Genomic DNA, 26,804 nt, shown 5'->3' with positions numbered 1-26,804 from the left:
CGTGTTCTAATAGTCTGTAGGTATGGAGCGACTGACCGGGCTGGATGCCAGCTTTCTGTACCTGGAGACCGACACCCAACTACTGCACGTGTGCGCGCTGCTGATTCTCGACCCGCCCGCCGACGGGACCGACTACGAATTCACCGCGCTGAAGGAGGAACTGGGCCGCCGCCTGCACCTGATCCCCTCCATGCGCCGCCGCGTCCATCGGGTCCCGTTCGACCTCGACCACCCGGTCTGGGTCACCGATAACGACTTCGACCTCGACCGGCACGTCCGACGCCTCGGGCTGCCCTCCCCCGGCGGCCCGAAGGAACTGGCCGAACTCGTCGGCGACATCGCCGCACAGCCGATGGACCGCGCCCGGCCGCTGTGGGAGATGTGGGTGATCGAGGGCCTGGCCGACGGCAAGGTCGCCGTGGTGTCGAAATACCATCACGCCGCCGTCGACGGCGTCACCGGCGCCAACATGATGGCCTATCTGTGCGATGCCGAGCCGGGTGTGCACTACCCCGATCCGCCGGCCGACACCGACACGAAGTCCGCCGAACCCAACGATCTCGCCCTCGCGGCCGAAGGGCTGGTGCGGATGCCGGCGAAACTCGGCGTGGTCGGCATGGTGCCCAAGACGCTGGGCAAGCTCGGCGGGATGGTGCAGCGCAGGCGTGCCGACAAACAGGGCATGGCAATTCCGTTCACCGCGCCGCGCACGCCGTTCAACCGCACCATCACCCGTCATCGCAGCGTCGCCTTCACCACCGCCCCGCTCGCCGATATCAAGGAGATCCGGGCGGCGTTCGGCGTGAAGATCAACGATGTCGTCCTCACCGTCATCGCGGGGGCGCTCCGGCAATACCTGAGCGAACACGACGAATTACCGGACACCTCGCTGATCGCCTCGGTGCCCGTCTCCACCCACGAGACGACACGGCACGAACGCGGCGTCAATAAGGTGTCGACGCTGTTCGCCCAGCTCTACACCGACGTCGAGGATCCGGTGGAACGGCTGCGGCTCATCGCGGAGGCCAACGTCGGCGCCAAGGAGGAACACGAAGTCCTGGGCGCGGACTTCCTGCAGGATTGGGCCGAATACGCGCCGCCGAACACCTTCCGGATCGCGGTGCGCGCCTATTCGTCGTTCAAACTCGCCGAACGGCATCCGGTGGTGCACAACCTGGTGATCTCCAATGTGCCCGGACCGCAGCAGCCGCTGTACTTCCTCGGCTACCGCATCGACGCGCTGTTCCCGTTCGGCCCGGTCTTCCACGGCGCCGGCCTCAACGTCACGGTGCTGTCGGCCAACGGCGATCTCGATTTCGGCTTCATCGCCTGCCGTGAACTGGTTCCCGATCCGGACCGGATGGCCGACGCCGTACACGACAGCATCTCCGCGCTACTGAAGGCGGCTCAGACCCAGCGCTGAGCGCCTCAGCTCTCCCGCCGAGCGGCCACCGCCGCGCAGGCCTCGAGGAGCACAGGGACAAAGGCGTCCGCCTCGAGTACACATGCCGCATGTCCGGCCGATACGAGGAAAATCTCCGCGCCGGCGATCATTGTCGCCATCTCCAGCTGCCGATAGACCGGCAGCGCGCGGTCGTGTGTCGTGATCACCACGCCCGTGGGCACCCGCAGGCTCGACAGCCACGGCGAGGAATCGAAGCGCCCCAATTCGGCGATCGCCTGAGTCATCGCCCACCCGCTGGTAGTGCGCAGCTCCGCCAGCGCCCAGCGATCCATTCGCCCTGTCTCCCAGGATATTTCGGGCACATGCGGCAGTTTGGTCGCCGCCTCCGCCACTCTACGACCCGCCGTCTCGGTCATCACCCCGGCGAGCAGCGCCATCCCGCCGTGGAACAGCCGTTCCCGCCATTTCTCCCGGAAACGGTAAGTCGTCGCGCACAGCACCAGGCCGCCGACGAGGTCCGGGCGCCGGTGCGCGACCGTTTGGGCGACGATGCCGCCCATGGAGTACCCCGCCAGGATCGGCCGGTCCACGCCGGTCACCTCCGCGACAGCGACGACGTCGTCGGCCAGTTCGTCGAGATCGAAACGCGGCGAACGGATTCCGTGCCCGTGCCAGCGTTGGTCGAACAGCACCACCCGATAGTGCTCGGACAACTCCGCCAGGGCCGGAAACCAGTTCAGCATCGCCGTGGTCACCAGACCGTGCAACAGGATCACCGTCGGTGCGCCCTCGGGCCCCGGAATATCGACCAGATAGGTCCGCCCGCGCCCGGGCAGATCCACCATTCGCCCCGCGGGCACCGAGGTCGTGCCCGATACGCGCGTACCGAAGCGCCCGCCGGCCGCCCCGCGACCATTGCCCGCCGTCTGCCGCTCCGCCGCCATCGCAACCTCCTGCACCGCCGGCCCGGTCATGAATTAGAACGCGTTCCAATTCGATGGTACCGGGTGCGGTCAGCGGGCTCCGGGCAGCAGCACAGCCGCCCCGGCGAATCGGCCGTGTGCCAGGTCGGCCAGGGCCCGGTCGGCGGATTCGAGCGGATAGGGGTTGATGCGAACCTGCATCCGGTGCCGAGCGCAGAATTCCAGGAATTCGCGGCCGTCCGCGCGCGTGTTGGCCGTGACCGAACGGATCTCGCGCTCCTGGAACAGATGGCGCTGATAGTTCAGCACCGGGATGTCCGTGAGGTGGATACCCGCGATCGACAGCACACCACCGCGGTCCAGCCCCTCCAACGCGGGCAGCACGAGGTCCCCGACCGGCGCGAACAGGATCGCCGAATCCAGCGGCACCGGCGGCGGGTCGGCCGCGCCCTGCGCCGAGGCCGCGCCCAGCGCCAGGGCCAACTCCCGCGCGGCGGCGTCGCGGGTCATCACGTGCACCTCGGCGCCCTGAGCCAGGGCGACCTGGCCGGCCAGATGCGCGCTGCCGCCGAAACCGTAGATACCGAGCCGTCCCCCCGGCGGCAGTGAGGCCCGTCGCAGCGCCCGGTAGCCGATGATGCCCGCGCAGAGCAAGGGGGCCAATTCCGCGTCGGCATACCCGGAAGGCAGCAGATACACGTAATCGGCAGGCGCCGTGGCATATTCGGCGTAACCACCGTCGGCGTCCCATCCGGTGTAGCGCGAATTCGGGCACAGATTCTCCGCGCCGCGGCGGCAGTACGCGCACACCCCGCACGTGCTGCGCAACCACGCGATACCGACCCGGTCACCGGGCGCGACAGCCGTCGCTCCGGCACCCGCAGCCACCACCTCCCCCACGACCTCGTGACCGGGCACCACCCGCTGCCGGTGCACCGGCAGATCACCCTCGGCGACATGCAGATCGGTGCGGCACACGCCGCAGGCCAGCACTCGCACCAGCACCTCTCCCGCGGCCGGCTCGGGAATCGGGATCCGGGCGCGGACCGGCGGGGATTCGTCGATCGGACCGGGCCGCACCACCTGCCAGGCGGCCATCGTCGCAGGGCTCATCGCACTCCTTCCGACACCGGAACGCCCGCGCCACGGCGGGAAGATCGATGGTAGTCGTGCACGCGGACGAACCCGGCACATCCGGCCGCCGAGGCGGTCACGAGCGCCGGAACGCGGCGTTGATAGCGTCGCCGAGTGCCCCCGCCGTCGACCGCCTTCACGCTGCCCATCGGGCGCGTGCACGCGATCGTCGACCTGGCGCGCCGGCGCGGGTGGGACACCGGGGAACTGCTCGCCGAAGCCGGCATCGCGCCGCAACTGCTGAACCAGGGCCGCGCCCGCGTCACCGTCGGGCAAGCCGTGCATCTGGTGCAGCAACTGTGGCGCAGCACCGACGACGAACTACTCGGATTGGGCCGTCACCCGATGCCGCGCGGCACCTTCCGGCTGGTGTGCTTCGCCCTGCTCGGTTCCCGCGATCTCGCCACCGCACTGCTCCGGTTCCGGATGTTCCAGAAGGCCCTGCCGGGATTTCCGCCGCTACAGCTGAGCACCGACGCCCGCGAGGCGCGAATCGCGTTCGACCTCAGCGATATCCGTCATCCACACAGCCTGATCATCGACACCATGCTGATGGTCGTCTACCGCTTCCTGGACTGGTCGGTGGGCGGCTCGCTGCGACTGCTGCGCGTCGAAGTCCCCTATCCGCCCAACGATCTCGACGACTACGACCTGATCTTCGATGCGCCCGTGCACTTTTCGGCGCCCCATCCGGCCCTGGTGTTCGATGCCGCCCTGCTCACCGCACCCCTCGTGCGCGACGAGGACGATCTGCTGCGCTTCCTGCGCAACGCCCCCGAGGCCGTGATCGGCCGCGGCGACGATTCGGTGTCCACCGCGGCGCAGGTGCGCCGGATCCTGGAGCGCGGCGGACCACGGCACTGGCCCGGTGTCGAACAGATCGCCGGCGAACTGTCCGTCAGCCCCGCGACACTGCGGCGCAAATTGAGCGAGGAACATACCTCGCCCAGCCGCATCCGCGAACAGATCCTGCGCGATGCCGCGATCGCGGCGCTGGTGCGCGGCGAGACGGTGACAGCGATATCGCGCCGGCTCGGATTCTCCGAACCCAGCGCCTTCTCCCGCGCGTTCCGGCGCTGGACCGGCAGCTCCCCCGGTTCCTATCGCGGTCCCGCCGCCGCGCCCTGAGCGATCCGGTCACAAGATCGAGCGCTGCGGTCATTGGCTGCCGCGCGGCGCGCTCCTACCTTGGCGAACGAACACTGTATTCGACCAGAGGAGTTTCCCCGTGCCGGTGCATCGGTCCCCGTGGATGGACGAAGATCTCGACGCGCTCACCGATTTGGCGCGCCGCTTCTTCGAGAAGGAGTGCGCACCGAACGAGGATCGCTGGGGCCGCCAGCACCACGTCGACCGCGAAATCTGGAACCGCGCAGGCGAATTGGGTCTGCTGTGCATCTCCATCCCCGAGGAGTACGGCGGTGGCGGCGGCACCTTCGCCCACGAGGCCGTGATCGCGATCGAGCAGACCCGCGCCATGGCGCCCAGCCTCGGCAACCCGGTGCATTCCACGATCGTCGCGCACTACATCAACGCCTACGGCACCGAGGAACAGAAGCAGGCATGGCTGCCGAAGATGGCCTCCGGCGAGATCGTCGCCGCCATCGCCATGACCGAACCCGGCACCGGTTCCGACCTGCAGGGCATCCGCACCCGCGCGGTCGCCGACGGTGACCACTACGTCATCGACGGCGCCAAGACCTTCATCTCCAACGGCCTGCTCGCCGATCTGGTGATCGTCGCCGCCAAGACCTCCGAAGGCAAAGGCGCGGAATCGGTTTCGCTGATCGCCGTCGAGACCGACCGAGACGGCTTCCGGCGCGGCCGCAACCTCGAGAAGGTCGGCCAGCACGGCCAGGACACCTGCGAACTGTTCTTCGACGCCGTACGCGTCCCGAAGACCAACCTCCTCGGCGCCACCGAGGGCACCGGCTTCATCCAGCTCATGCAGCAACTACCGCAGGAGCGTCTGATCCTGGCCGTCGCCGCCGCGGCAGCGATCGAGAAGACCGTCGAGATGACCGTCGCCTACACCAAGGAACGCCAGGCCTTCGGCAAACCCATCTTCAACTTCCAGAACACCCAATTCACCCTCGCCGAATGCGACACCATCGCCTCGGTCGCCTGGGCCTTCCTCGACGACTGCGTCGCCAAACACCTCCGCGCCGAGCTCGACATCCCCACCGCCGCCAAAGCGAAATGGTGGCTGACAGAACAACAATGCCGCGTCGCCGACGAATGCCTCCAGCTGTTCGGCGGATATGGGTACATGGCGGAATACCCGATCTCACGGGTGTTCACGGATGCTCGGATCCAGAAGATCTATGGCGGGACGAACGAGATCATGAAGCTGATTATCGGGCGTAGCTTGTAGATTGCCTGGTGAGAGGCGGTTTCCCGGGGGGCAGGATGCGGCGGCGCTCCCGTCTTCCTCCCGTCTCTCACCGTAATCGCCGTCGGAATGTCGGCTGCCCGCGGGGGTTACCGCTATTCGTATGGATGAAGATCGTCGATCGCGGGTACTGGGCTCAGAGCACGGTCTTCATCTGTCGGGAAATCAGATCCGTCGTCCAGCGCGGCGAAAGCCGTACCAGCCTGTCCAGGAGGCCGGCGTCCCGGCCGACCACGACGCGGAACTTCCCCTTCTCCATGCCGCCGACGATGCGCCGGGCGGTGTGCTCGGGAGTCGTGGCCGGCACTTTACGGTTACCCGGGTCGATCATCGCGACTCCCGAATTACGGCTGAGGTCGGTGCTGATGTTGCCCGGGAAGACGGTGGTGACAGCGACGTCCGTGTCGGCGAGCTCTTGGTACAGCCCTTCGCTGAATTGTTTGACCGCACCCTTCGTCGCGCTGTAAATCGTCTGCCCCGCGAAGGGCAGCAGGCCTGCCAAACTCGCCACGTTGACCAGTCCGGCCTGAGGCCGCTGCCGCAGCTCGGGGAGAAACGCCAGGCACATGTTCACCGTGCCCCAGAAATTGACCTGTACGACGCGCTCGATCTCGCCGCGTTCCAGGGCGGAGACCGGAACGAACCGGTGGATCACACCCGCGACGTTGATCAGCCCGTCGACCTGCCCGTGCTCGGCGATGACAGCCGCCGGCAGCGCGTTCACCGCCGCCACGTCGGTGACATCGACGATGTGTACTGAGATCCGATCGGCGTGGTCCGCGGCGAGCGCTCGGGTCTGCTGTAGCCAGTCACCGTTCAGATCGACCAGAGCGACCCTGGCGCCGCGGGCGAGCAGCCGCAGTACGACCTGCCGCCCGATCCCGTTGCCGGCCCCGGTGACCGCAACGACTTTTCCACCTAGCCGCATACATCCTCACTTCTTGCCGAATCCTTTTTCGCCGGTCTCGCAGCTGCCGCGGTCGTCGGTTGTGCAACGCGCCGTCATTCGATCCAGCGGCTCAGTTTGTCGACTACACATGCCGGCTTTGCTGATCCTTCGATTTCCACAGTCACTCGGATAGTGGCCTGCACCCCTCCTGGCACGTCGGTGCACGCCAGGATTTCGCCGCTACCACGCACGCGCGACCCCGCCGGCACGGGAGCCGGGAACCGGACGCGGTCGGCACCGTAGTTCACCCCCATGGAGACGTTCCGAACGTTGATCAGTTGCGGCAGAAAGAGATTGCACAGCGCCAGCGTGAGATATCCATGCGCGATCGTCGACCCGAACGGTGAGCTTTTCGCGCGTTCGACGTCGACATGAATCCATTGGTGATCGCCCGTCACTTCGGCGAAGCCGTCGATCCGTTGCTGGTCGATCAGGACCCAATTCGTAGGGCCGAGCACAGCGCCGACTGCACCACGCAGACCTTCCAGGCCGTCGACCACCAACGGTCCCGCATCCGGATTTTCCGGTGCCGTTGCGGGGGTGGAAATCTTCTGAACGATACTCATCGGCAATCTCCTTCGTTCAAGGCACAGCGAGATCCAGCCCGCAAGTATCTCGGCTGGCGCAGCAGTTGCGCGAGCGGAGTCCGACTCCGTCCGGTGTGAGTGTCAGGCGAGAAGAGCGGACTCTCGGCAACGCCAATCCGGAAGGTCGGCAGCAGCGCAGTTTCGGCGGCATCCGGCGGTAATGCGATTCCGGCTGGGAGGCGGGGACGTCGAGCGGCGCATCGGCCGGATACTCGTGCGGCGCCATCGCATAGGTTTCGGTGAGCAGCGCGATGAATGCCGGGTCGGTGATCGGGTCCGTCGGTTCGCTGCAGGCGATCCCACGGGTACGCAGCTCGGCAAGCAGCATGTCGAAAACGGTCTCCAGGGGGTGCCGCTGTGTCGACGTGCCCATCGGAGTTCCTTCCATCTGTCGCTGCGCATCGGCCGGCGCGGCAGGGCGAATCACATGTCGGGCTCGCAAGGTGTCCGCGCGGCCTTCGGCCGGCTCCACTGCGCTTCTCTCGGACAGGGTGCGGCGTTTCGCGACCTCCCGAATCTGTTCGCCCGGCGGACGTTACCGGCGTGATACGAAGGCGCTGAGCGAATTTCCCGCTCAGCGGAAGCGTGGTCACCATTATCGACCTGCACGTCCTCCGGGGCAGGAAGTAATACGCCTGCGACCGGGACGACGACCCTCTCCGCAGCTCAACGCTTTCGGTCGCTTACAGCATCGGCAATACCGAGTACACCGGCCGGACCATCCCGCCTTCGCTGCGACGATACGCACAATCACCGACTGGATCGCGGCGCATCGCAACCAGTATCCCGGCCAGTGAAATCACCCTGTTGAACAATCGCTGCGCCTGAGCATGCTGAGCGCATCGGTGACGAACAAAGGAGTACCACCACAATGACTACGCTGCAGCGCTACGCCGACCGCCGAGTCCTGGTGACGGGGGCCGGATCCGGAATCGGACAGGCGACGGTTCTGCGCATCCTGTCCGAGGGCGGCCGGGTCGCGGCCGCGGACATCAGCGCCGCCGGTCTGAAGGATACGCACGCCAAAGCAGGCGGCGACGCAGAGCGCCTGACCACCGTCGTCATGGACATCGGTGCCGAGGAGTCGGTGAAAACCGGTGTAGCCGAAGCGGTCCGGGAGCTCGGCGGCCTCGACGCGCTGGTGAACGCGGCAGGGATTCTGCGCTCGGCACACTTCGAGCAGACCACCGTGGCCGACTTCGAACAGGTGATCCGAATCAATCTCATCGGCACCTTCCTGGTGATCCGGGAAACCCTGCCGGCGCTGCGCGAGGGTACCGGCCCGGCGGTGGTGAACTTCAGCTCCACCTCGGCGCAGTTCGCTCACCCGTACATGTCGGCCTACGCGGCCTCGAAGGGCGGTGTCCAGGCGATGACCCACGCGCTGGCCATGGAATTCAGCAAGCAGGGTATCCGCTTCAATTCCGTTCAGCCGGGCTCGATCTCGTCGGGTATGACCGACGGCACCGGCGAAGCCAAGCAGAGCGTGGGCCCTGGCCTACCCGCCGACGCCGACTTCGCCCTGTTCGGCAAGACCGCGCCGATGCTGCCGCTTCCCGACGGCGCCATTTTCGCCCAGCCGGACGCGGTGGCCGCGGTGGTCGCGATGCTCGCCTCCGCCGACGCATACTTCGTCACCGGCGCCGAAGTCCGCATCGACGGCGGCTCACACATGTGACAGGCGGTCGGAAGCAATTCCGGAAGCGATTTCGAAAATACTTCCGCTCAACGGGATTCCGGCTCCGGGAGCAGACGTGGCCACCTTAGCGTTCGGCCGTGTTCAGGCCCCGGATCGGCATCCGCACCCGCGTCGTCGCGGTGGCGGCCATTCCCTGCATGTCGTTGTTGCTCGTCGCCGTAGGCGCCGCAGGTCACTTCCTGCAAACCGGCCAGCACGCCCGTGATTGGGCGGCCCAGAACCGTCGCGCACTCGAGCCGGTGGTCACCATGGTCGAAGCGATGCAACAGGAACGGCAGCTGACCATGGTGGCCGCCCAGCGGGCACAGCCGGTCCCGACTCTGGCATCGGCACGCGCGCACGTCGACCACGCGCTTGCCGACCTCACTCCTATGGGCGAGGCGCTGGCCGCTATCGATCCCACCGGATTCCGCGACGTCCTCGGCAACTCCGTGACGGTACTCGCGAAGCTGCCCGCCACCCGCTCGGGCATCGATGCCGGCACGCTGAACGCCGACGATGCCTACGATTACTACAACCGAGCAGTCGAGGTCATCACCACCGGATCGGCCGTCGCGGCGCAGCGCGCACCCGATACGGCCACCGCGCGGGAATTGAGTACCGGGCTGTCCATGTTTCGCGCGGTAGAGGCGATGTCCCGGGCTCATGCGCTGGCCGCAGCGGCCACACCCCGCGGATTCACCGCCGAACAGCTGCAGCGTTTCACCCGTGAGGTCGGCTACTACCGGATCGCGCTGGACCACTTGGCATGGCAGCTTTCCGGTCCGCAGCGAGATCGGCTGCGCGCGTTGTCCGACAGCGGCGACTGGCGCACGACCATCGCCGCCGAAGATGCGCTGATCGTCGCCGCGCCCGGAGCCGGCATCGTCGGCGACGCCGCATCGGAAGCAGCCGCGCACGCAACATCCGGACTACTCGAACTCTGGCGCGCGCAGAATGCCGCCGCCGGGGTGTCGGCGCAAGCGGCCGGTGACCGGATCTCGCACCGCTCGATGCTCGCCGCTTTCGCGGCGGTTGCCATCGCGGTGATCGCGGTCGCGGCCGCGCTCGTCGCCGCGGACCGGCTGGCTCGCCGGCTGGTGCGCCTGCGCACCGACACCACCGACCTGGCCGAGCGACGCCTGCCCGCCATCATGAGCCGTTTACGCCGTGGAGAGCAGGTGCAGATCGACAATGAAGTCGTCCGACTCGATCCGGGCGCCGACGAGATCGGGGATGTGGCCGCCGCCTTCAACCAGGCACAGTTCGCGGCGATATCGGCTGCCGCTTCGGAGGCTGCCACCCGTAACGGCGTCCGGGCTGTCTTCGTCAACATCGCCCATCGGAGCCAGCTGGTGGTGCACCGGCAGCTCGAGGTGCTCGACCAGGCAGAACGTGACGCCGACGATCCGAACTATCTGCAGACCCTGTTCGCACTGGACCACCTGGCGACCCGCGCCAGACGCAATGCCGAAAACCTGATCATCCTCGGTGGGGAACGCCCCGCCCGGCGCTGGCGCAATCCGGTGTCGCTGTTCGACATCGTGCGCAGCGCCGCGGCCGAAACCACCGACTACCAGCGCGTGGACATCACCCGACTGCCCGATGTGCGAATCGCCGGTCATGTGGTCGCCGACGTCGTTCACCTGCTGGCGGAACTGATGGACAACGCCACCGCGTTCTCCCCGCCACAGTCGCGGGTGCGCGTCGACGGCCGTGTGATCGGTGGCGATGTGCGCTTGGCGGTGTGCGACCAAGGGCTCGGCATGGAGCCCGCAGAATTGGGGCGGCGCAACGAGCTTCTCTCGGCGGCACCGGATTTCGGCATCGCCGCACTGACAGGCGACTTCCGCCTAGGCCTGTTCGTGGTGGCCGCACTCGCCGGACAGCACGGACTGTCGGTGCGGCTGACCGAATCCGAGTACGGCGGTATCAGCGCGGTCGTATCCATCCCCGCGACGCTGTTGTCCTCGTCAGAGGCCATCGAGTAGGCGACGCGAGGTCGTCGACCACGAATCCGAGGTGATGGATACGTGAACCTGATTGCCGCACAGAAGAATTCGGTACCGTGCGCATGCGGTGTGCGTCGGACAGACCGATGCGTTGCAGAGTCCGGTGTTCGACACCGTCGATGAGGCATGCATAGTTCGATTCCTCGAAAACCGTGCTGCCTCACCCCCACCGCCAGGTGTCCAGTGGCATCCATGTGCTGGACCGTGGATCGGGTTCGGGGGCCAGCTGTTTGAATGCGGAGCGATGAAACAGCAGCGGAGGGCCCGCATGCTGCACGTCCGCTTCGATCACCCGGCCGATCACGATGGTGTGATCACCGCCGTCGACCTCACGCTCCAGCGCGCAGGTCAGTGACGCGATCGCTCCCTCCAGCCTGGGGGCGCCGTTCGCCGCGGGATGCCAGGTGATTCCGGCGAATTTGTCGGCGCCGCTCATCGCGAACTGCCGGCACAACCCTTGCTGGTCGGCAGCGAGGATGTTCACACAGAACTGTCCGGATTCCCGGATATGTGGCCAGGTCGAGGAGGTGCGGGCCGGGCAGAAACAGATCAGCGGCGGATCCAGGGACAGTGACGAAAACGACTGGCAAGTAAATCCGACGGGTTTGCCGGCGGAGATCGCTGTGATCACGGTGACCCCGCTGCAGAAATGGCCCAGCACCGCCTTGTAGTCCGAGGCCCCCAGTCCGTTGTTTTCCGATGCGCGGGCCATTACTGCTGCTCCTGTCCGGTGTCGCCCGGTACGACCCGGGCGCCGGGCATCGAGAATCGGTGCGCGTGTGCGGCACTTCGGCCGCGGCCCGCTCCGGTGATGAGCACAACCTTGTCTTGTAGTCCCAGCCACTCTTCGGTCGTGTCGTTCATGCCGCCTCCGGATCGGTCGACGGCGGCCCGTGCTGGCTGCCGGCGCCGATCGTTTTCATCGATATGCGTTGGAGTGGAGCGCTTTTCACCATTGTCGTCTAGGCCGGCTCGGTCGTCTCCTGCGCGGCGTGGCGCGCGGCGATGTACCCGAAGACCAGCCCCTGGCCGATGGTCGCCCCGGCTCCGGGATAGCTGGCGCCGAAGGCGTTCGCGGCGGTGTTGCCGATCGCGTACAGCCCTTCGATGACGCCGCCGTCTTCACGCAGGACCCGCGCGTCCTGGTCGGCGACCACCCCACCGCAGGTGCCCAGATCGCTGAGAATCATCTTGACCGCGTAGTACGGGGCTTTCCGCAGCGGTGCCAGATTCGGGTTCGGCGAAACGGTGGGATCGCCGTAATAACGGTCGTAGGCGCTTGCCCCGCGCGCGAATTCCGGATCGGTTCCGGTCTCGGCGTAGCGGTTCATATTCTGGAAGGTCTCGGTGAACGCGTCCTCGGGTACCCCGATAGCCCGCGCGAGTGCAGCGGGATCGTCGGCACGGTGGGCGATACCGGACTCGAACCAGGCCTGCGGAAGGGGCTGGCGGGGAAAGTACTGTCCGGCAAGGATGTAATTGTTGCGGTAGCGCTGATCGAATACCAGCCACATCTGTTCGGCCGGATCTCCTCGCCGCTCCCGCGACAGCAGGGCCTGTCCGAACGACATGTAGTCCATCGCCTCGTTCACGAAGCGCCGGCCGGTCTGGTCGACGACGAACGAGCCCGGCAGCGAGCGTTCGGCGAGCATGACCAGCGGCGCCGCGCCGGGCAGTGGCGCGAAAGCGGGAAACCACCATGCCTGATCCATCAGCGCGGTCCCGGCACCGAGTTCCTGGGCCGCAGTGATGGCGTCACCGGTGTTGCCCTCGGATCCTAGACTGGCGTCGGCATCGAGCCGCGGCGACTGGAACTTGTACCGCGCGGCCATATCGTGATCGAAGCCTCCGGCGGCCAGCACCACCCCTCGCCGCGCGGTCACCGTGACCTCACGATCACCTTGGCGCACCACCGCGCCGGCGACCCGGTCGCCGTCACGAATCAGCCGGACCAGGCTGGTCTCGGTCCACACCGGAATTCCCGCTCGCAGCAAGCCCGCGAACAGACCCGCTGCCAAAGCCTGTCCCCCGGCCAGATATTCGCGTCCGATCACCATGCCGCCGATACCGAGGGCCGCCCGCCGCAGAATGCGCGAGAACGCCTTGATCGGTTTGCGCGCAACAAGATTCATCCACTTGTAGTCCGCGCCGGTGACCGGCATCGGCACCGGTGCCTCCATCACACCGGGACGCAGCCGCGGACGCTGCTCCCCCAGGATCGAGGCATCGAACGGGCGGCACTCGCACGTCCGGCCCTCTGCCCGGCCGCCGGGCTCCTCCGGGTGGTAGTCCGAATAGCCCTTCGCCCAGAAGAATCGCATCGGCGTGGTCCGCTCGAGCATCTCGACCGCCGCGGCACCGGCATCGAGGAAAGCCTGCCCACGCTCGGCAGGAGCGGTATCACCAACGACCGACCGCAAATATGCGCGCGCCTCGGCCAGATCGGGGTCCGAATCGGGCAGGCTGGAGTTACCCGGAATCCAGAACGCACCACCGGACCGCGCGGTCGAACCACCCACATAAGCGGTTTTCTCGACGATCACACTCGACAGCCCCTGTTCGTGGGCCGCCAGCGCCGCGGCCATACCGGTGCCGGAACCGACGACCAGTAGGTCGACAATCACCTCGTGGGCGGTCGTGAGCGGGGGCATCGGCTTCTTCGCCATGATTCGGAACTCCACTCTCAGGGGTGGGACGGATTGCCCCAACCTAGATTCGCGCGAACGGCAGTCGAACGTGGTCTTCCATTCAGTGGGAGAGCCCGCGAATTCCGCTGAGCGGAAACGGCTTCTGTCGCACCGTCCGGTGCCCGGTTAGCGTCCGGACATGAGTAACACGTGGAGCAGAGAAGAACTGGAATCGGCGTTTCAGACCTGGCATGCGACGGTCACCCGCGCGGCCTCGGGCACGGGCAGCTGGCGCGAATTCGTCGACCTGTTCACCCCCGACGCCGAATATCACGAGCAAATGGTCGGAGTTCTGAAAGGACCCGACGCCATCTGGGCGTGGGCCGAGCCTACCCTCGCGCAGTTTCCGGGTTCCGCGATGACCTCGTTTCCCGATTATTGGCATCTGATCGACGACGTCAACGGTGTGATCGTGGTGAAGCTGAACAATCTGATGCGCGATCCGGGTGACGGCTCACAGATGGGCGCCGACAACATCAGCATTCTGACCTACGCCGGGAATGGAAAGTTTTCCAAAGAGGAAGATATCTACGATCCCGCCGAATTCGTCCGGCTCGTTCCCGAGTGGTGCCGACGTGCCATGGAACTCGGCACTCTCGGCGAAGCCGAGCTGGCATGGTGCAAACAGGCGCTGCCCGCAGCAGAATCGGACTCCGTCTCGTAAGCGCTCAGGCCGGGTGCGCCCGCGTGGTCGCGGGCTCACCCGGCGCGCGTTTCTCAGTGCAGCCGCGGGATATCGTCACCGGTCGGCAGTTGAATTCTGGATTCCGGCAGGGCGTGTTCGCGCACCGCGCGGTCGATCCGGCGACGCAGGACATCGCAGCCGCGTTCCTGATGCCCCACACCCCGGCCCTGGGCCGCGATCACCGGGCATCGTCCGGCCTCGCCGGTCCACTGGACAGACGTGTGCGCCGCACTGAATTTCTCGATCAGCACGCGCTGGCCGCACTGCTCGCAGTCGAGCGGACGCATGGTCATCGCGCGGCCGATTGCGGCACGGCCAATACGCAGTGCGTGTCGTAGAAGATCGTCGGCATGCACTTGTTGCAATGGATGCACAACGACTTCGTCTGGTTATCCTTCGCGATCCGGTTGATCAGATCCGGCTCGCGCAGCAGGGCACGAGCCATCGCGACGAATTCGAATCCCTCGGCCATCGCGGTGTCCATAGCAGCCTTGTCCGTGATGCCGCCCAGCAACACGAGCGGCATCGACACGTTCGCCCGGATCTGGCGCGCCGCGTCGAGCATGAACAGATCTTCGTACGGATAGTCGTGCAGGAAGAATTTGCCCGCGACCTTCACGCCGAACCGCATCAGCGGTGACATGACCGCGGCGAATTCGTTCAGCGGTGCCTCGCCTTTGAACAAATACATCGGATTGAGCAGGGAACTGCCGATGGTGAGTTCGATGGCGTCCAGACTGCCGTCGGCTTCCAGCCACTGCGCGACCTGGATTGCCTCGTCGAGCCAGAACCCGCCCGGCACACCGTCGTCCATGTTCAGTTTGGCCAGTACCGCGATGCGGTCCCCTGCGGCCTCGCGCACCTCCGCGGCGACCTCGCGAACGAGGCGGGCGCGATTGCGCAGTGAGCCACCGTAGGAATCCTTGCGCCGGTTCAGGGCCGGGCTCAGGAACGAACTCGCGAAGTAGTTGTGGCCGAAATGGATTTCCACGGCATCGAATCCCGATTCGATCGCCAGCCGGGTCGCGGTGCCGTGAGCGGTGCGGATCCGGGCGATATCGGCGAGTGTCGCGGCATGGGTGAGCTGCGGACCCATCGGGCTGATCCGCCGCGACGCCGACAACGCCGGGTAGCCGTTGGATTTCGCGTTCGCCACCGGTCCGGCGTGACCGATCTGGGCCGACGCTGCCGCCCCCTCGGCATGGACAGCGTCGGTGAGCCGGCTCAGGCCGGGTATCGCCTCGTCGCGCATCCAGAGCTGATCGGCCTCGGTACGACCTTCCGGCGCCACCGCGCAATAGGCGACCGTCGTCATCCCGACTCCCCCGGCAGCCACCTGCCGGTGGAATTCGATGAGCTGATCACTGACCAGCGCACCCGGGGCCATGTGCTCGAAGGTCGCGGATTTGATGGTTCGGTTGCGCAGCGTCACCGGGCCCAGCCGAGCCGGGGCGAGAACATCGGGAATCGAATTCGCGGTCACGACAATGCCTTTCGATGCGGCAGGAAGGTCAGATCCTCGGGGTGCGGGGCGCGCAGCATGGTCCAGTAGTCGACGAGCCGCCACGGGCACGGCACGACCGCACGCCCCGCGGAATTGCGGTAGTACCCGTTGACCTGCGCGCCGGGGTGCACCCATACGGTCTCGTCGAGCGCCTCGTCGACGCGCTCGTTGTACTCGTCCTGCGCCCGCGGCTCGACATCCATCGCGGCGTGGTCGTTCTCGAGCAAGTACTGCAGGCACTCGATGATGTAGTGGACCTGCTCCTCACCGGTGATGTTGTGTCCAGCACCGTGATTGGGCGCGGAGTTCGGCCCGGCGGTGATGAACAGGTTCGGGAATCCGGAAACCTGTACTCCCAGGTACGCCCGCGGGTCCTCGCCGCCTTTCCAGATCTGCGCCAGCGTCGCGCCGTCGCGGCCGGCGATGTCGATCGTGGTGGTGAACTGCAGTTCGAATCCGGTCGCGAGGATGATCACGTCGGCGGGTATGACGGTGCCCTCGGTGGTCACGACACCGTCGGGTGTGATTCGCTCGAACGAGGCCCTGTGCAGGTGTACGTGGTCGCGGTTCAGCGCTTTGAAGAATCCGGGGTCTTTGACGATCCGCTTCGCGTAGGGGCGGAAATCGGGAGTCAGCTTTTCGACCATATCCGGCCGGTCCGGGAAGCTGTTGCGCAGATACTCCTGCGCGGTGCGCAGGACCATGTCGTTGGCCGGCGATGCGGACAGGTGGGTGGCCGCCCATTCCTTGTCGATACGCGGCAGCGGATAAAGGTTGTCGGAGGCGAACCAATAGGTGCGCAGCCGGAACCACTTGTCGTAGAAGGGCAGATGGGCCATCGCCCACTTCTCGCCGGCCGGGACGTCGCCGCCGACCGTCTTCTCCGGGACCAGCCAGTGCGGACTGCGCACGACCACGTCAAGGGTGTCGACCTCGTCGACGATGCTCGCTACGACCTGCACCGAGGTGCAGCCGGTACCGAGAACGACCACGCGCTTGCCGCGCAGATCGATCTCGGTATCCCATTCGGCGGTGTGCACGAGCGTCCCGGCGAAGGTGTACATACCCGGCACATCCGGAATGTTGGGGGAATTGAGCATGCCGAGCGCGGTGATCACCGCGCGGGCGCGGTGGTGGGTCAGCTCACCGTCGCGATCCTCGGTGACGACCTCCCAGCGGTTCTCCTGGTCCAGCCAGGTGGCCGATCGCACGCGGGTGCCGAATCGAATGTGCTCGCGCAGCCGGTATTTCTCGACTACACCGAGCAGGTATTCCTGATATTCCGGTCCGGTCGGGTAATACCGCGACCAGTTCGGGTTCAGCTCGAACGAGTAGGAGTAGTAGTGACTCGGGGTGTCCACGGCCGCGCCGGGATAGGTGTTGCGCTGCCAGGTGCCGCCGATATCGTCGCGCTCCTCGAAGATGGTGAACGGAAAACCCGCTTCCGCCAACTTGATTCCGGCGTTGATGCCGACGATCCCGGCGCCGATCACGACGACGTCGAAGTCCGCGGGCGGGGTGACCGTCACCGGGACATGGCGCCGATCCTTGGTGAATCCGGCCTGTTCCAGCAGTATCGGCACGAATTCGTCGTCCACCCGCTGCGCGGTGCAGACCGTCGCCATGCGTTGGAACAGCTCGTCGTCCGGAACATCCAGGGTTGCAACCGAATCGGGCGTCAAGACCTCGCGCGCGCGGGCGCGGATGTCCGCGGCGACGTCGTCGGGATAGGTGCCGGGCGGGACCGTCGGACGCGTGCCGGTGCGGTAGTGATTGCCCGGCTCCTCGATCGTCAGGCGCGGACCGAATTCGTCGAGCAGTCCCACGTCGCCGGTTACGTGCACCATCGACATGAGCAGCGGCGCCACCTCGCACTCGTCGATGGCCCGGTGGAGTGCGGCCTCCGGATCGGAGGCGGCGGTAGCGTCGGAGGAAGATGGGACGCCGGTGACGATGGTCTCTGTCATGAGTTACCTTCCGGGAGTGGCACGCCCATCCGGGCGAGCATGTCTCGTGGATTCGCGGGCGGGCGCAGATTCAGCAGTTGGTCGCCACGCCTGGTCGCCGACGCCGTGCACATCTCGTCGTCGGAGAAGACCCAGAACTGCCCGCGGGCGATCTGTTCGACCATGTGCTCGGCTGCCGCGAGCGGGTCGAGTCCCTTTTCGACGTTGTCGCGCTGCATGGCGGCGAACACCGCATTGGCGGTGGGATCGGACGTGGGTGCTTCGCGCTGCGCGGCGAGGAAGATCTCGCTGCGGATCGAATGCGGCACCACGGCACTGACCTGGATCGGCGCGCCGATGATCGACAGATCCTGATGCAGGCATTCCGTCATCGCCTGCACCGCGAATTTGCTCACGATGTACGGCGACTGCACGGCGACGGTGTTGAGGCCGCCCACCGAGGACAGGTTCGCGATGCACGACGGGGATCCGGCTCGAATCATATGCGGCACAAAGGACTTCAGGCAGTAGAAGACGCCGTCGACGTTGATCTGCATCACCCGCCGCCATCGGGCCGGGTCGATCTCCCAGAGCAGTCCCGAGGACTCCACTCCGGCATTGTTGATCAGCAGCTCGACGCTGCCGTGCCGGTCGAAGATCGCCGCCGCCATGGTGTCGACGGCGGCCTCGTCGGCCACATCTACCCCGTACCCCTCGGCACCGCCGCCCTCGGCGACGATCTCGGCCGCGACCTCTGCCGCACGACCGGCATCGATATCGGCGACGACCACGGTCATGCCGAGGCTGCCGAGATGTCGAGCCAGGCCACGGCCGATACCGGCTGCGGCGCCGGTCACCACCGCGGTGCCCCGCGAGAATCGTTCCCGGGCGTCCGCGGTCATCACACGCCCTCCGGAAGAATGTTCGGGTTCGCCCACGAAGGTGGTTCTCGCCGTGGCAATTCGGCGCTGCCGTCCAGCGACATCACCGGAGTGTGCGTCGTATACGGGTAATGGAGGCTGAAGGCCACCAGGCCGGTGCGGTCGGCCGCCGGCACCGTGCACATCTCGAGCACGGTTTGCGCCAGGTACTCCACCGGCTCGGTCTCGTAGCCCTCGGGCAGTAGTGCCGACGCACCCGGAGTCATGATCGCCGTCGACGGGCCGACCGCGTTGACCGCGATTCCGTCGTCGAGCAGCTCCGCCGCCAGGCCTTGCGTGAAACGATGCAGCGCGGCCTTGGCCGAGGCGTAGACGACATCCCCGGAGGTCTTGTTGTACTCCCGGAACGGCCGGATCGGACTCAGCCCGGTCGAGGAACCGATGTTGACGATCCAGCCGGCCCCCTGTTTGCGCAGATGGGGAATCGCCGCCCGGCTCAGTACGAACGGCACTTCGAGATAGTGCTGCACGGTCCGATGGAACGTCGCGTCGCTCATCTGCTCGATCGAGCTGTAATCGGCGAAACCGGCGTTGTTGACCAGGATGTCGATGCCGCCGAGTTCCGCGACGACTGTGTCGATCAGCCGGCCGCGTTGTTCGGCGTCCTCGAGGTCGGCCGGGATCGCCACCGCGCGGCCACCCGCGGCCTCGATCAACTGCACGGTTTCGTCCAGCGAACCGGCCAGCAGATGGGTCGCGCCCGCACGCACCGCAGGGCTCGGCGCATGTGAGCGCGCGGTGACCACCACCGTCGCGCCCTCAGCCGCCAGACGCTGCGCGATCGCTCGTCCGATTCCGCGGCTACTACCGGTGACCAGGGCTTTCTTGCCACTGAGTCGCTGTGTCATGCTTACCTTCCGCATTCGCTGTGTCCGGGTTCACACCCGCATCCATCGTGGGCTGCCGACCAGTCCCGCTCGGCCACCGCTTCCGCTCAATGGGACAGTGAATCGGGCATCACTGGGACAGTGAATCGGGCACCGCCGCCGAGGCGAGAAGCTCACGCATCATGTGCCAAAGGTGCTGGCGCGCAGGCTCGGTCAGTGACAGGCTCGGGAAGGTCAGAAATCCGTGGAACAGCCCATCGAAGCGGTGGGCGGTTACCGCGTTCCCGGCATCGGCGAGACGGCGCGCGTAATCCTCACCGGCCGAGCACGGCGGATCCAACTCGGCGGTGGCCACCACCGCCGGCGGCAATCCGGCCAGGGACTCGGCCCGGCTGGGCACAAGATACGGACTGTCGGTGCCCTGCGGCGCGTACTGCTGCCAATACCAGCGCATGGCCGTGGTCGTGTTGTAGTACCCCTCGCCGTAGCGCTGGTAGGACTCGGTACCGAAATCGTCGTCGATCACCGGGTAGAGCAGGACCTGCCCCGCGATCCGCGGACCGCCGCGATCGCGCGCGGCCAGGCTCACCGTCGCCGCCAGATTGCCGCCCGCGCTGTCTCCGGCGACAACGAGTCGAGTTGCGTCACCGCCGAATTCGCCGGCATGGGCGGCGGCCCACTGCACCGCCGCGTACATGTCCTCCATCGCCGCGGGGCCGGGGTGCTCGGGAGCACGCCGATAGTCCACCGACACCACGGCGACACCGACGGCTTGCGCCATCGATCGGCAGAACTCGTCGTGACTGTCGAGATCGCAGAAGACGAAACCACCGCCGTGGGCGAACACGACTACCGGAAGCAGTTTCGGCACATGGATTTCCGGCACGTACAGGCGCAGCGCCAGGTCTCCACCCGGTCCCGCGATCACCCGGTCCTCCGCCAGACGCATGGCGGGCATATGTGTCAGCGGAGCCCGCCGGGACACGATGATCTCGCGCAATTCGGCGGGGTCGTGCTCGGTGACATCCGGAAACGATTCCAGTGCCGACAGCATCGCCTCGACATCGGGATGCAGGTCGGACCGTCGTTGTCCGCCCATAGAGACCACGTCCTTACTTCGTTCGATGGGTACGCGACGGCACGCTCACGCCGTCCGCGGGAATTGCGGCCGGAATCAGGGGGCGGCCGGTGCCGGGGTGCCGCTCAGTTCGAAGCCCTTGTAGCCGGCCGCGGCGACCTCCGCGCAGATCTCGTTGTATTTGCCGAAACCGCCGATGTAGGGCATGAAAACGCGAGGCTTGCCGGGGATGTTGGCGCCCATGTACCAGGAGTTGGCAGTGGGGAACAACGTGCGCGCGGCGACCTCGTTGCACTCGGTCACCCATTCGCCGACCGATTCCTCATCGGCCTCGATCGTGGTGAAACCATGCTCGTCGAGGTAGTCCAGGCAGTCGCTGATCCAGTCGACGTGCTGTTCGGCCATCAACACCATATTGGCCAGCACGCTGGGACTTCCGGGCCCGGCGAGAATGAACATGTTCGGGAATCCGGCCATGGCCAGCCCGAGGTAGGTGCGCGGTCCCGCCGCCCACTCCTCGCGCAGTTCACGCCCGCCGCGGCCCCGGATATCGATGCGCGACAAAGAACCCGTCATCGCGTCGAAACCGGTGGCGAAGATCAGCACGTCGAGGTCGTAGGACGCCTCCGCGGTGCGCACGCCGGTCTCGGTGATCTCGGCGATCGGGGTGGTGCGTAGATTCACCAGGGTGACGTTGTCGCGGTTGTAGGTGTGGAAGTAGCCGTCGTCGGTGACGATCCGCTTGGTGCCGATGGGATGGTCGTTCGGGATGAGCTGATCGGCGACCTGCGGATCGCGCACCATCTCACGGATCTTCGCCTCGACGTACTCGCGCGCGGTGTCGTTGGCGGCCAGGCTCGTCGTCTGGTCCGGGAAGGCCTTGGCGAACAGATAACCCCCGCGCTGCCACCACTCGTCGTAGATCCTGGTCCGCTCCGCGGCGTCGACCTCGAGTGCCCCTTTCGGGTGCGGACTGTTGGGTGTGCCGCCACCGCTGCGGCGCGACAGTCGCCGCCGTTCGGCGTAGTTGGCCTTCACCTCGGCCACGAACTCCGGGTCCAGTGGCCGATTACCTGCCGGAATCGAATAGTTCGGGGTGCGCTGGAAGACATAGAGGTGTTCGGCCTGCTCGGCGAGCACCGGGATGGCCTGGATACCCGAGGAGCCGGTGCCGATGACGCCGATCCGCTTACCGGTGAAATCGACCGGATCGTGCGGCCATTCGCCGGTGTGGTAGCTCTCCCCGGCGAACGTGTCGCGGCCCGGGATGTCGGGCTTGTTCGTCGCCGACAGCACTCCTGTCGCCAGAATGCAGAAGCGCGCGGTCACGGTGCGGCCGGTGTCGGTGGAGATGGTCCAGCGCTGGGCCTGCTCGTCGTAGACGGTCGTGGTCACTCGAGTCAGGAAGTCGTAGGCCGAGCGCAGATCGTGCCGGTCGGCGACGTGCTCGAGATAGCGCAGGATCTCCGCCTGCGTGGCGAACCGTTCCGACCAGGTCCACTCCTGTTGCAGTTCGTCGTCGAAAGAGTATGAGTAGTCGATACTTTCGACATCGCAGCGTGCACCCGGGTATCGGTTGTGGTACCACGTTCCGCCCACACCCTCGGCGGATTCGAAGCCGTGCACGCGCATGCCGCGGCCGCGCAGTTTGTACACCGCGTAGAGCCCGGAGATCCCCGCCCCGACGACCACGGCGTCGAATTCGCTGTCCTGATTTGTCACTGGATTCACTTCCCTCGATGAGGTGATCGATTGAGCCACACCGTAAGTGGCGTACGTCCCCCGGAAACGACGCGTTCCCACCCAGCGGGCCGGCCGGGCCCGCAACACCGCTGAGTGGGATCGAGTTGTGCGACTTCGACCGGCGAACGCCGGTCGCGGCTGGTCAGACGACGGCGGTCGCCTGCTGCGCTTCGGCCTGCTGCGCCTGCTTCAGCTGCCGGGCCCACATCCATTCGTGGCCCCAGTAGCTATCGGCGGTGATCTCCTCGGCGGTGTAAGAGGTCTCGTCGACCGGTACGCCACCAGTGCCGTACTCGATATCCCAGCCGCCGGGCACCCGCCCGTAGAACGAGACCATCTTGTCGTTGGTGTGCCGGCCCAGCGTGGAGGACACCGGGCAGTCGCGGGCCATCACCTGGTCGTAGGCGCGCCCTACCGCATCCAATCCCAGTACCTCGAAACCCACTTCGCGCCAGCGGTCGATATCGGTGGCGAGCACTCGGACGTATCCGAGTCCCTTGATTTCGGTCATCGGTGCAGGTGTTCCTTTCGGGAACGAATCAGATCATCACGCGAAGCGGGCCCTGCGGCACCTCGACTCCCAGGGAGGCCATCGCCGCCGCGTGATAGGTGGTGCTGCTGACGTGGATCGCGTGATGGAGGCCGGCATGTGCATCCCGCCAGAACCGCTGCAGCGGCTTGTCCATACGAAGGGCGTTGCCGCCGGCCCTGTCGAAAATCTCGTCGGCGGCACGAACGGCGCGCCAGGCAGCACGTACCTGGTCCCGCCGCACCCTGGCCCGAGTCTCGAAGTCGATCTCCTCGCCGAGATCCACCATGTCGTAGATGCGGTCGACGTTGGCCAGCAGCTGCTGGCGGGCGGCGTCGATCTCGGACGCGGATTCCGCAAGTGCGTGCAGCACATAGGGATCGTCCTTGACGAGCGTGCCTGCCGCACCGACCCGATCGCGCTGATACTCGATCCCGGCCGCCAGCAGTCCCTCGCAGATACCGATCGTCGCCGACGTGATGCCCAGCGGGAACATGGTGGACCACGGCATCTTGTACAACGTCTCGGTGACCCCGTACTCCTTGGCCGCGGTGCCGTCGATGACCTTCGCCGAATCCATCACCCGGTAGTCCGGAACGAACGCGTCCTTGACGATGATGTCTTTGCTGCCGGTGCCACGCAGCCCGACCACGTCCCAGGAGTCCGGAACGATTTCGTAGTCCGAGCGGGGCAGGATCACATGCAGTCCCCGCGGCGGCATCAGTGGTTTTCCGTCGTCCCCTCCGACCAGCGCACCGAGGAAGATCCAGTCGCAATGATCGGTGCCGGAGGAGAACTGCCACCGGCCGTTGAGGACATAGCCACCGTCGCGAGGCACCGCCACACCGCCGGGCATATACGGCGACGCCTGCCATGTGTCACCGTCGGCGCCGAGGACCTCCTCCTGCACCTTCGGATCGGCGAAGGCCAACTGCCATGGATGAACCCCGACGATGCCGCCGACCCAGCCCGCGGAACCGTAGATGCCGGCGGTCCTCATCACGGTTTCGGCGAACACCCGCGGATGCGCTTCGAAGCCGTTGTACTTCTTGCGCTGCAACAGCCGGATCAGCCCGGCATCCTTGAGGCCCTTGGCCATATCATCGGGCAGCCGGCCGAGCGACTCCCCTTCTTCGGCGCCGGCGCGGATTTCGTCGGCGATCGCGATGATGTTGTCGAGCACTGCGTAGGACATCTGAGGTACTCCTGGTCGAAGCTGGAAGGGCTGAATCGGGGTCAGGAACCGGTAACCGCTTCCGAGCGGCCGGACGACAACTTGGGGGCGATGGCACTGCGTCCGGCGGCGAGGTTGGCGTCCACCTCGGCCTGCCAGTTCTGCAGTGCGCGTTCGGTATCGATCTCGAATTCGAATCGGTTGACCATTTCCGGCTTGATGTCCTCGACGTCGACGTAGAACTGTTCGTACCAGCGGCGCAGCTGATAGACCGGCCCGTCCTCCTCACACAGCAGTGGATTGTCGATGCGCGCCTTGTTCTTCCAGATCTCGACGTCCTGCTCGAAGCCGATCGCCACGCCCTTGGCGACCGCGGCCGCGATCTGGTCGGCGGCCTCGTCGTCCATTCCGACCGGCTTGCGCACCATCACCCCGTACTGCAACCGGAACGAGGTCGGGGTGACGGGGTAATGGCAGTTGATGAGGTAGATATTCGGGTCGCCGTCCGGATCCACACCTCCGCTCCACAACTTGTCCACCATGTAGGACGGCCCGTAATACGTTGCGTCCGACTGGCTTTCGAGGCTGTAGTTGGTACTCTGACTGACTCCGACGGCATCGGCGCGGGGCCGTGAACGCATCAGCTGGTTCGCGGTGTGTCCCTCGAACACGTTGCGGAAATATGTCGGCATGCCGTAGTGGACGTAGAAGAAGTGAGCCATGTCGACGACGTTGTCGACGATCTCGCGACAGTGCGAGCCTTCTACGTCCACGTGGTTCCAGACCCAGTCCGTCCAGCCCGGATCGCCATAGGTCGGCACCTCCGGCACCTCGAGCTCGGCGGGCGGTGTGCGGCCCTGCGGGTCGTTCCAGACGAACAGCTGGCCGCTGATCTCCCTGGTCGGCCACGCCTTGGTCCGCGCCAGCGGCGGAACCCGCCGCGCATAGGGAATGCCCGCGCACTTGCCGTCGCCGCGCCAGCGCCAGTCGTGGAACGGACAGGCGATGTCATTCCCCTTCACCGTGCCTCGCGCCAGATTTCCACCCATGTGCGGGCAGAAGGCGTTGAGCACGTTGAGTTTTCCATCCTCACCGCGGAATACGACCAGTTCGGTGCCGAAAGCCGAGATCTGGTGCGGCTGCCCGTCGTCGAAGTGGCGGACCAGCCCCAGACAGTGCCAGCCGCGAGCGAATCGCTGCGGCGGTACACCGCTGTCGATGACGCGGATCTTGTCTTTGGCGTCGGTCGCGGAATTCACGATACCTCCTGGTCAGACGGTTGCGAGTAGGCAACCTTTCGCGGTGGGATCAGCGTCGCAGGCGGCAGCGAGGGTGTGACGTGGGTCTCCTACTGAATGGGACGGGTTTTCGCCTCGATCCGGCGACGACGCCGAGCCGGGCGCGGCTCCGATCAGTATTCGATCGAAATCTCGTCGCTCGCCGGTTCGGCCTGACACGCCAGGATGTAGCCGTCGGCGAGATCGTCGTCGGTCAGAATCTCGTTGTGCGCCAGAGTCACTCGCCCTTCGGTCAGTGAACAGACGCAGGCGCTGCACGCGCCCTCGCGGCACGAATACGGCGCCTCGATCCCGGCGGCGAGCAAGGCATCGAGGAGTTTGCGCCCGGCCGTCCACGGCACCTGACGGTCGGCGCCGTCGATCGACACACGCACCTGATAGACGACCTCGCCAGAGCCGGACACCTCGTTCTGATCGTCGGCCGCGAACGGGTCGCGCCGCAGGGACAGAAACCGCTCGGAGTGCACGCGCGCGGCCGCGAAACCCGTTTGTCCACATACTTCGGCGGTGAGGTCCATCAGCGGTGCCGGGCCGCAGATGTAGACCGACCGGTCGCGCAGCGGGCGCAGCAGTATCGACAGCGCCCGGCGACTGGGGTAGCCCTGCACCGACTCCAGGATGTGGATCACCGAAAACCTCTCGGGGAAACGGTTTTCCAGCTCACGCAGCTCCGCCGCGAAGATGACCGACTCCTGGTCGCGGTTGGCGTAGATCAAGACCACGTCGCCCGCGCCGCCGAACAGGATCGATTTCGCGATCGCGATGACCGGCGTGATTCCGCTGCCGCCCGCCACCAGGACCACGGCCTCGTCGAGGGAGGCCGGGACGAAGGTGCCGGCCGGCGGAAGCACATCCAGTTCGTCACCGATCCGCACCGTGTCGCAGAGCCAGTTCGACCCGTGGCCGCCCGCGACCCGTTTGACGGTGAACTTCATCGCCGGGTCGGTGTGCGGTGAACTCGACAGGGAATAGCACCGCGCCGAGCCGGTACCGATGTCGGGAACTCGGATGGTGAGGAACTGCCCCGGGCGATAGTCCGTTTTCGTCATGCCGGCCAGCGGTTCGACGACGAACGATCGCGCCTCGGCAGTCTCTTCGACGATCTCGGTGATCCGGACCCGGGCGACGCGAGTTGCCGCCGTCGCTTCCGCCGCATCGGCGCGGGACTCCGGATCGGTACTCGTCTTCGTGGACATCCGCACTCCTGATCGTGGTCAGCACTACGCGCCCGGATCCCGGAGCCGGGGCCACGGCAGGCTATGCCGCGAAAATCGGCGAAAAAGCGCGATATCTCGCTCATCGGGAAGGTCGT

Annotated in this window: 24 protein-coding genes and 1 pseudogene; 6 read left to right on the top strand and 19 right to left on the bottom strand. The window is 66.3% G+C overall.

Features of this window, described 5'->3' with window-relative positions; genetic code table 11:
• Nucleotides 1-22 precede the first annotated feature (22 nt).
• The gene (locus tag A5780_RS05900; RefSeq protein ID WP_064907944.1) at nt 23-1,423 is read left to right on the top strand and encodes a wax ester/triacylglycerol synthase family O-acyltransferase; all 1,401 of its coding nucleotides are present in this window, start codon (nt 23-25) and stop codon (nt 1,421-1,423) included.
• Between the two features lie 5 nt (nt 1,424-1,428).
• On the opposite strand, the gene A5780_RS05895 is transcribed toward A5780_RS05900, so the two are convergent.
• On the bottom strand, nt 1,429-2,349 hold the full coding sequence (locus tag A5780_RS05895) for an alpha/beta fold hydrolase (protein ID WP_082856940.1): 921 nt from the start codon (nt 2,347-2,349) through the stop codon (nt 1,429-1,431).
• A gap of 69 nt (nt 2,350-2,418) precedes the next feature.
• A complete protein-coding gene (locus A5780_RS05890; RefSeq protein ID WP_064907942.1) occupies nt 2,419-3,426 on the bottom strand; it encodes a zinc-binding alcohol dehydrogenase family protein in 1,008 nt (335 codons plus the stop codon).
• Between the two features lie 150 nt (nt 3,427-3,576).
• On the opposite strand from A5780_RS05890, the gene A5780_RS05885 reads away from it, so the two are divergent.
• Together A5780_RS05885 and A5780_RS05880 are read left to right on the top strand one after the other, a co-directional pair.
• Nucleotides 3,577-4,590 carry an AraC family transcriptional regulator gene (locus A5780_RS05885; protein WP_064907941.1) on the top strand — a complete coding sequence of 338 codons (1,014 nt, stop codon included), beginning with the start codon at nt 3,577-3,579 and terminating at the stop codon, nt 4,588-4,590.
• A gap of 124 nt (nt 4,591-4,714) precedes the next feature.
• On the top strand, nt 4,715-5,836 hold the full coding sequence (locus A5780_RS05880; RefSeq protein WP_063028198.1) for an acyl-CoA dehydrogenase family protein: 1,122 nt from the start codon (nt 4,715-4,717) through the stop codon (nt 5,834-5,836).
• Between the two features lie 154 nt (nt 5,837-5,990).
• On the opposite strand, the gene A5780_RS05875 is transcribed toward A5780_RS05880, so the two are convergent.
• The 3 genes from A5780_RS05875 to A5780_RS05865 all read right to left on the bottom strand — a co-directional run bounded on the left by A5780_RS05875 (nt 5,991) and on the right by A5780_RS05865 (nt 7,763).
• Complete coding sequence (locus A5780_RS05875) at nt 5,991-6,782, bottom strand: SDR family oxidoreductase (protein WP_064907939.1); 792 nt, start codon at nt 6,780-6,782, stop codon at nt 5,991-5,993.
• Between the two features lie 74 nt (nt 6,783-6,856).
• Nucleotides 6,857-7,369, bottom strand: a complete 513-nt coding sequence (locus A5780_RS05870; protein WP_082976299.1) for a MaoC family dehydratase — start codon at nt 7,367-7,369, stop codon at nt 6,857-6,859.
• Between the two features lie 16 nt (nt 7,370-7,385).
• The gene (locus A5780_RS05865; RefSeq protein WP_156769372.1) at nt 7,386-7,763 is read right to left on the bottom strand and encodes a hypothetical protein; all 378 of its coding nucleotides are present in this window, start codon (nt 7,761-7,763) and stop codon (nt 7,386-7,388) included.
• Nucleotides 7,764-8,261: 498 nt separating this feature from the next.
• Between A5780_RS05865 and A5780_RS05860 the strand changes: the two genes are divergently transcribed.
• Both A5780_RS05860 and A5780_RS05855 read left to right on the top strand, forming a co-directional pair.
• Nucleotides 8,262-9,068, top strand: a complete 807-nt coding sequence (locus A5780_RS05860; protein WP_064907937.1) for an SDR family NAD(P)-dependent oxidoreductase — start codon at nt 8,262-8,264, stop codon at nt 9,066-9,068.
• A gap of 98 nt (nt 9,069-9,166) precedes the next feature.
• Nucleotides 9,167-11,059 (top strand): ATP-binding protein, encoded by a 1,893-nt coding sequence (locus tag A5780_RS05855; protein WP_064907935.1) that lies wholly within the window; start codon nt 9,167-9,169, stop codon nt 11,057-11,059.
• Between the two features lie 181 nt (nt 11,060-11,240).
• Here the strand turns inward: A5780_RS05855 and A5780_RS05850 are convergent, their stop codons facing one another.
• The 3 genes from A5780_RS05850 to A5780_RS05845 form a co-directional block, all read right to left on the bottom strand.
• Nucleotides 11,241-11,792 carry a flavin reductase family protein gene (locus A5780_RS05850; protein ID WP_063013168.1) on the bottom strand — a complete coding sequence of 184 codons (552 nt, stop codon included), beginning with the start codon at nt 11,790-11,792 and terminating at the stop codon, nt 11,241-11,243.
• Entirely contained in the window at nt 11,792-11,944 is a 153-nt protein-coding gene (locus A5780_RS39775; RefSeq protein ID WP_156511315.1) for a hypothetical protein, read from the bottom strand. The genes A5780_RS05850 and A5780_RS39775 overlap by 1 nt, the downstream gene beginning before the upstream one ends.
• A 98-nt stretch (nt 11,945-12,042) precedes the next feature.
• On the bottom strand, nt 12,043-13,746 hold the full coding sequence (locus A5780_RS05845) for a 3-ketosteroid-delta-1-dehydrogenase (RefSeq protein WP_064907934.1): 1,704 nt from the start codon (nt 13,744-13,746) through the stop codon (nt 12,043-12,045).
• 160 nt (nt 13,747-13,906) lie between these two features.
• On the opposite strand from A5780_RS05845, the gene A5780_RS05840 reads away from it, so the two are divergent.
• The gene (locus A5780_RS05840; protein WP_063013172.1) at nt 13,907-14,431 is read left to right on the top strand and encodes a nuclear transport factor 2 family protein; all 525 of its coding nucleotides are present in this window, start codon (nt 13,907-13,909) and stop codon (nt 14,429-14,431) included.
• Nucleotides 14,432-14,484: 53 nt separating this feature from the next.
• On the opposite strand, the gene A5780_RS05835 is transcribed toward A5780_RS05840, so the two are convergent.
• The 11 genes and pseudogenes from A5780_RS05835 to A5780_RS05785 all read right to left on the bottom strand — a co-directional run bounded on the left by A5780_RS05835 (nt 14,485) and on the right by A5780_RS05785 (nt 26,688).
• A complete protein-coding gene (locus A5780_RS05835) occupies nt 14,485-14,745 on the bottom strand; it encodes a hypothetical protein (RefSeq protein ID WP_039778610.1) in 261 nt (86 codons plus the stop codon).
• Nucleotides 14,742-15,935, bottom strand: coding sequence for an NADH:flavin oxidoreductase (locus tag A5780_RS05830; RefSeq protein WP_064907933.1), 1,194 nt, complete (start codon nt 15,933-15,935; stop codon nt 14,742-14,744). The genes A5780_RS05835 and A5780_RS05830 overlap by 4 nt, the downstream gene beginning before the upstream one ends.
• The gene (locus A5780_RS05825; RefSeq protein ID WP_064907932.1) at nt 15,932-17,923 is read right to left on the bottom strand and encodes an NAD(P)/FAD-dependent oxidoreductase; all 1,992 of its coding nucleotides are present in this window, start codon (nt 17,921-17,923) and stop codon (nt 15,932-15,934) included. The genes A5780_RS05830 and A5780_RS05825 overlap by 4 nt, the downstream gene beginning before the upstream one ends.
• Nucleotides 17,920-18,804, bottom strand: a complete 885-nt coding sequence (locus A5780_RS05820; protein WP_064907930.1) for an SDR family NAD(P)-dependent oxidoreductase — start codon at nt 18,802-18,804, stop codon at nt 17,920-17,922. Before A5780_RS05820 ends, A5780_RS05825 begins: the two co-directional genes overlap by 4 nt.
• Nucleotides 18,804-19,691 (bottom strand): SDR family NAD(P)-dependent oxidoreductase, encoded by an 888-nt coding sequence (locus A5780_RS05815; RefSeq protein WP_063013180.1) that lies wholly within the window; start codon nt 19,689-19,691, stop codon nt 18,804-18,806. The genes A5780_RS05820 and A5780_RS05815 overlap by 1 nt, the downstream gene beginning before the upstream one ends.
• 109 nt (nt 19,692-19,800) lie before the next feature.
• Complete coding sequence (locus A5780_RS05810; RefSeq protein ID WP_063013182.1) at nt 19,801-20,769, bottom strand: alpha/beta hydrolase; 969 nt, start codon at nt 20,767-20,769, stop codon at nt 19,801-19,803.
• A gap of 75 nt (nt 20,770-20,844) precedes the next feature.
• Nucleotides 20,845-22,470 carry an NAD(P)/FAD-dependent oxidoreductase gene (locus tag A5780_RS05805; RefSeq protein WP_064907928.1) on the bottom strand — a complete coding sequence of 542 codons (1,626 nt, stop codon included), beginning with the start codon at nt 22,468-22,470 and terminating at the stop codon, nt 20,845-20,847.
• Nucleotides 22,471-22,633: 163 nt separating this feature from the next.
• Nucleotides 22,634-23,011, bottom strand: a pseudogene (locus tag A5780_RS05800) (VOC family protein); the annotation flags it as partial.
• Nucleotides 23,012-23,030: 19 nt separating this feature from the next.
• On the bottom strand, nt 23,031-24,215 hold the full coding sequence (locus A5780_RS05795; protein WP_064907924.1) for an acyl-CoA dehydrogenase family protein: 1,185 nt from the start codon (nt 24,213-24,215) through the stop codon (nt 23,031-23,033).
• 41 nt (nt 24,216-24,256) lie between these two features.
• On the bottom strand, nt 24,257-25,453 hold the full coding sequence (locus A5780_RS05790; protein WP_063013190.1) for a Rieske 2Fe-2S domain-containing protein: 1,197 nt from the start codon (nt 25,451-25,453) through the stop codon (nt 24,257-24,259).
• 152 nt (nt 25,454-25,605) lie between these two features.
• On the bottom strand, nt 25,606-26,688 hold the full coding sequence (locus A5780_RS05785) for a ferredoxin--NADP reductase (protein ID WP_082976298.1): 1,083 nt from the start codon (nt 26,686-26,688) through the stop codon (nt 25,606-25,608).
• Between the last annotated feature and the right edge of the window lie 116 nt (nt 26,689-26,804).

It is taken from the genome of Nocardia sp. 852002-20019_SCH5090214, assembly GCF_001665865.1.
Classification (GTDB): Bacteria; Actinomycetota; Actinomycetes; order Mycobacteriales; family Mycobacteriaceae; genus Nocardia; species Nocardia nova.
Note: the sequence above shows the minus strand (reverse complement) of the source record. Positions and strands in the feature narration are given on the sequence as shown.

Excerpts from the sequence above, each read along its gene's own strand:
- A5780_RS05900 (WP_064907944.1), top strand. The coding sequence starts at position 23 with ATGGAGCGACTGACCGGGCTGGATGCCAGCTTTCTGTACCTGGAGACC.
- A5780_RS05895 (WP_082856940.1), bottom strand. The coding sequence starts at position 2,349 with ATGGCGGCGGAGCGGCAGACGGCGGGCAATGGTCGCGGGGCGGCCGGC.
- A5780_RS05890 (WP_064907942.1), bottom strand. The coding sequence starts at position 3,426 with ATGGCCGCCTGGCAGGTGGTGCGGCCCGGTCCGATCGACGAATCCCCG.
- A5780_RS05880 (WP_063028198.1), top strand. The coding sequence starts at position 4,715 with ATGGACGAAGATCTCGACGCGCTCACCGATTTGGCGCGCCGCTTCTTC.
- A5780_RS05875 (WP_064907939.1), bottom strand. The coding sequence starts at position 6,782 with ATGCGGCTAGGTGGAAAAGTCGTTGCGGTCACCGGGGCCGGCAACGGG.
- A5780_RS05870 (WP_082976299.1), bottom strand. The coding sequence starts at position 7,369 with ATGAGTATCGTTCAGAAGATTTCCACCCCCGCAACGGCACCGGAAAAT.
- A5780_RS05865 (WP_156769372.1), bottom strand. The coding sequence starts at position 7,763 with ATGGGCACGTCGACACAGCGGCACCCCCTGGAGACCGTTTTCGACATG.
- A5780_RS05860 (WP_064907937.1), top strand. The coding sequence starts at position 8,262 with ATGACTACGCTGCAGCGCTACGCCGACCGCCGAGTCCTGGTGACGGGG.
- A5780_RS05850 (WP_063013168.1), bottom strand. The coding sequence starts at position 11,792 with ATGGCCCGCGCATCGGAAAACAACGGACTGGGGGCCTCGGACTACAAG.
- A5780_RS39775 (WP_156511315.1), bottom strand. The coding sequence starts at position 11,944 with ATGAACGACACGACCGAAGAGTGGCTGGGACTACAAGACAAGGTTGTG.
- A5780_RS05845 (WP_064907934.1), bottom strand. The coding sequence starts at position 13,746 with ATGGCGAAGAAGCCGATGCCCCCGCTCACGACCGCCCACGAGGTGATT.
- A5780_RS05840 (WP_063013172.1), top strand. The coding sequence starts at position 13,907 with ATGAGTAACACGTGGAGCAGAGAAGAACTGGAATCGGCGTTTCAGACC.
- A5780_RS05835 (WP_039778610.1), bottom strand. The coding sequence starts at position 14,745 with ATGACCATGCGTCCGCTCGACTGCGAGCAGTGCGGCCAGCGCGTGCTG.
- A5780_RS05825 (WP_064907932.1), bottom strand. The coding sequence starts at position 17,923 with ATGACAGAGACCATCGTCACCGGCGTCCCATCTTCCTCCGACGCTACC.
- A5780_RS05820 (WP_064907930.1), bottom strand. The coding sequence starts at position 18,804 with ATGACCGCGGACGCCCGGGAACGATTCTCGCGGGGCACCGCGGTGGTG.
- A5780_RS05815 (WP_063013180.1), bottom strand. The coding sequence starts at position 19,691 with ATGACACAGCGACTCAGTGGCAAGAAAGCCCTGGTCACCGGTAGTAGC.
- A5780_RS05810 (WP_063013182.1), bottom strand. The coding sequence starts at position 20,769 with ATGGGCGGACAACGACGGTCCGACCTGCATCCCGATGTCGAGGCGATG.
- A5780_RS05795 (WP_064907924.1), bottom strand. The coding sequence starts at position 24,215 with ATGTCCTACGCAGTGCTCGACAACATCATCGCGATCGCCGACGAAATC.
- A5780_RS05785 (WP_082976298.1), bottom strand. The coding sequence starts at position 26,688 with ATGTCCACGAAGACGAGTACCGATCCGGAGTCCCGCGCCGATGCGGCG.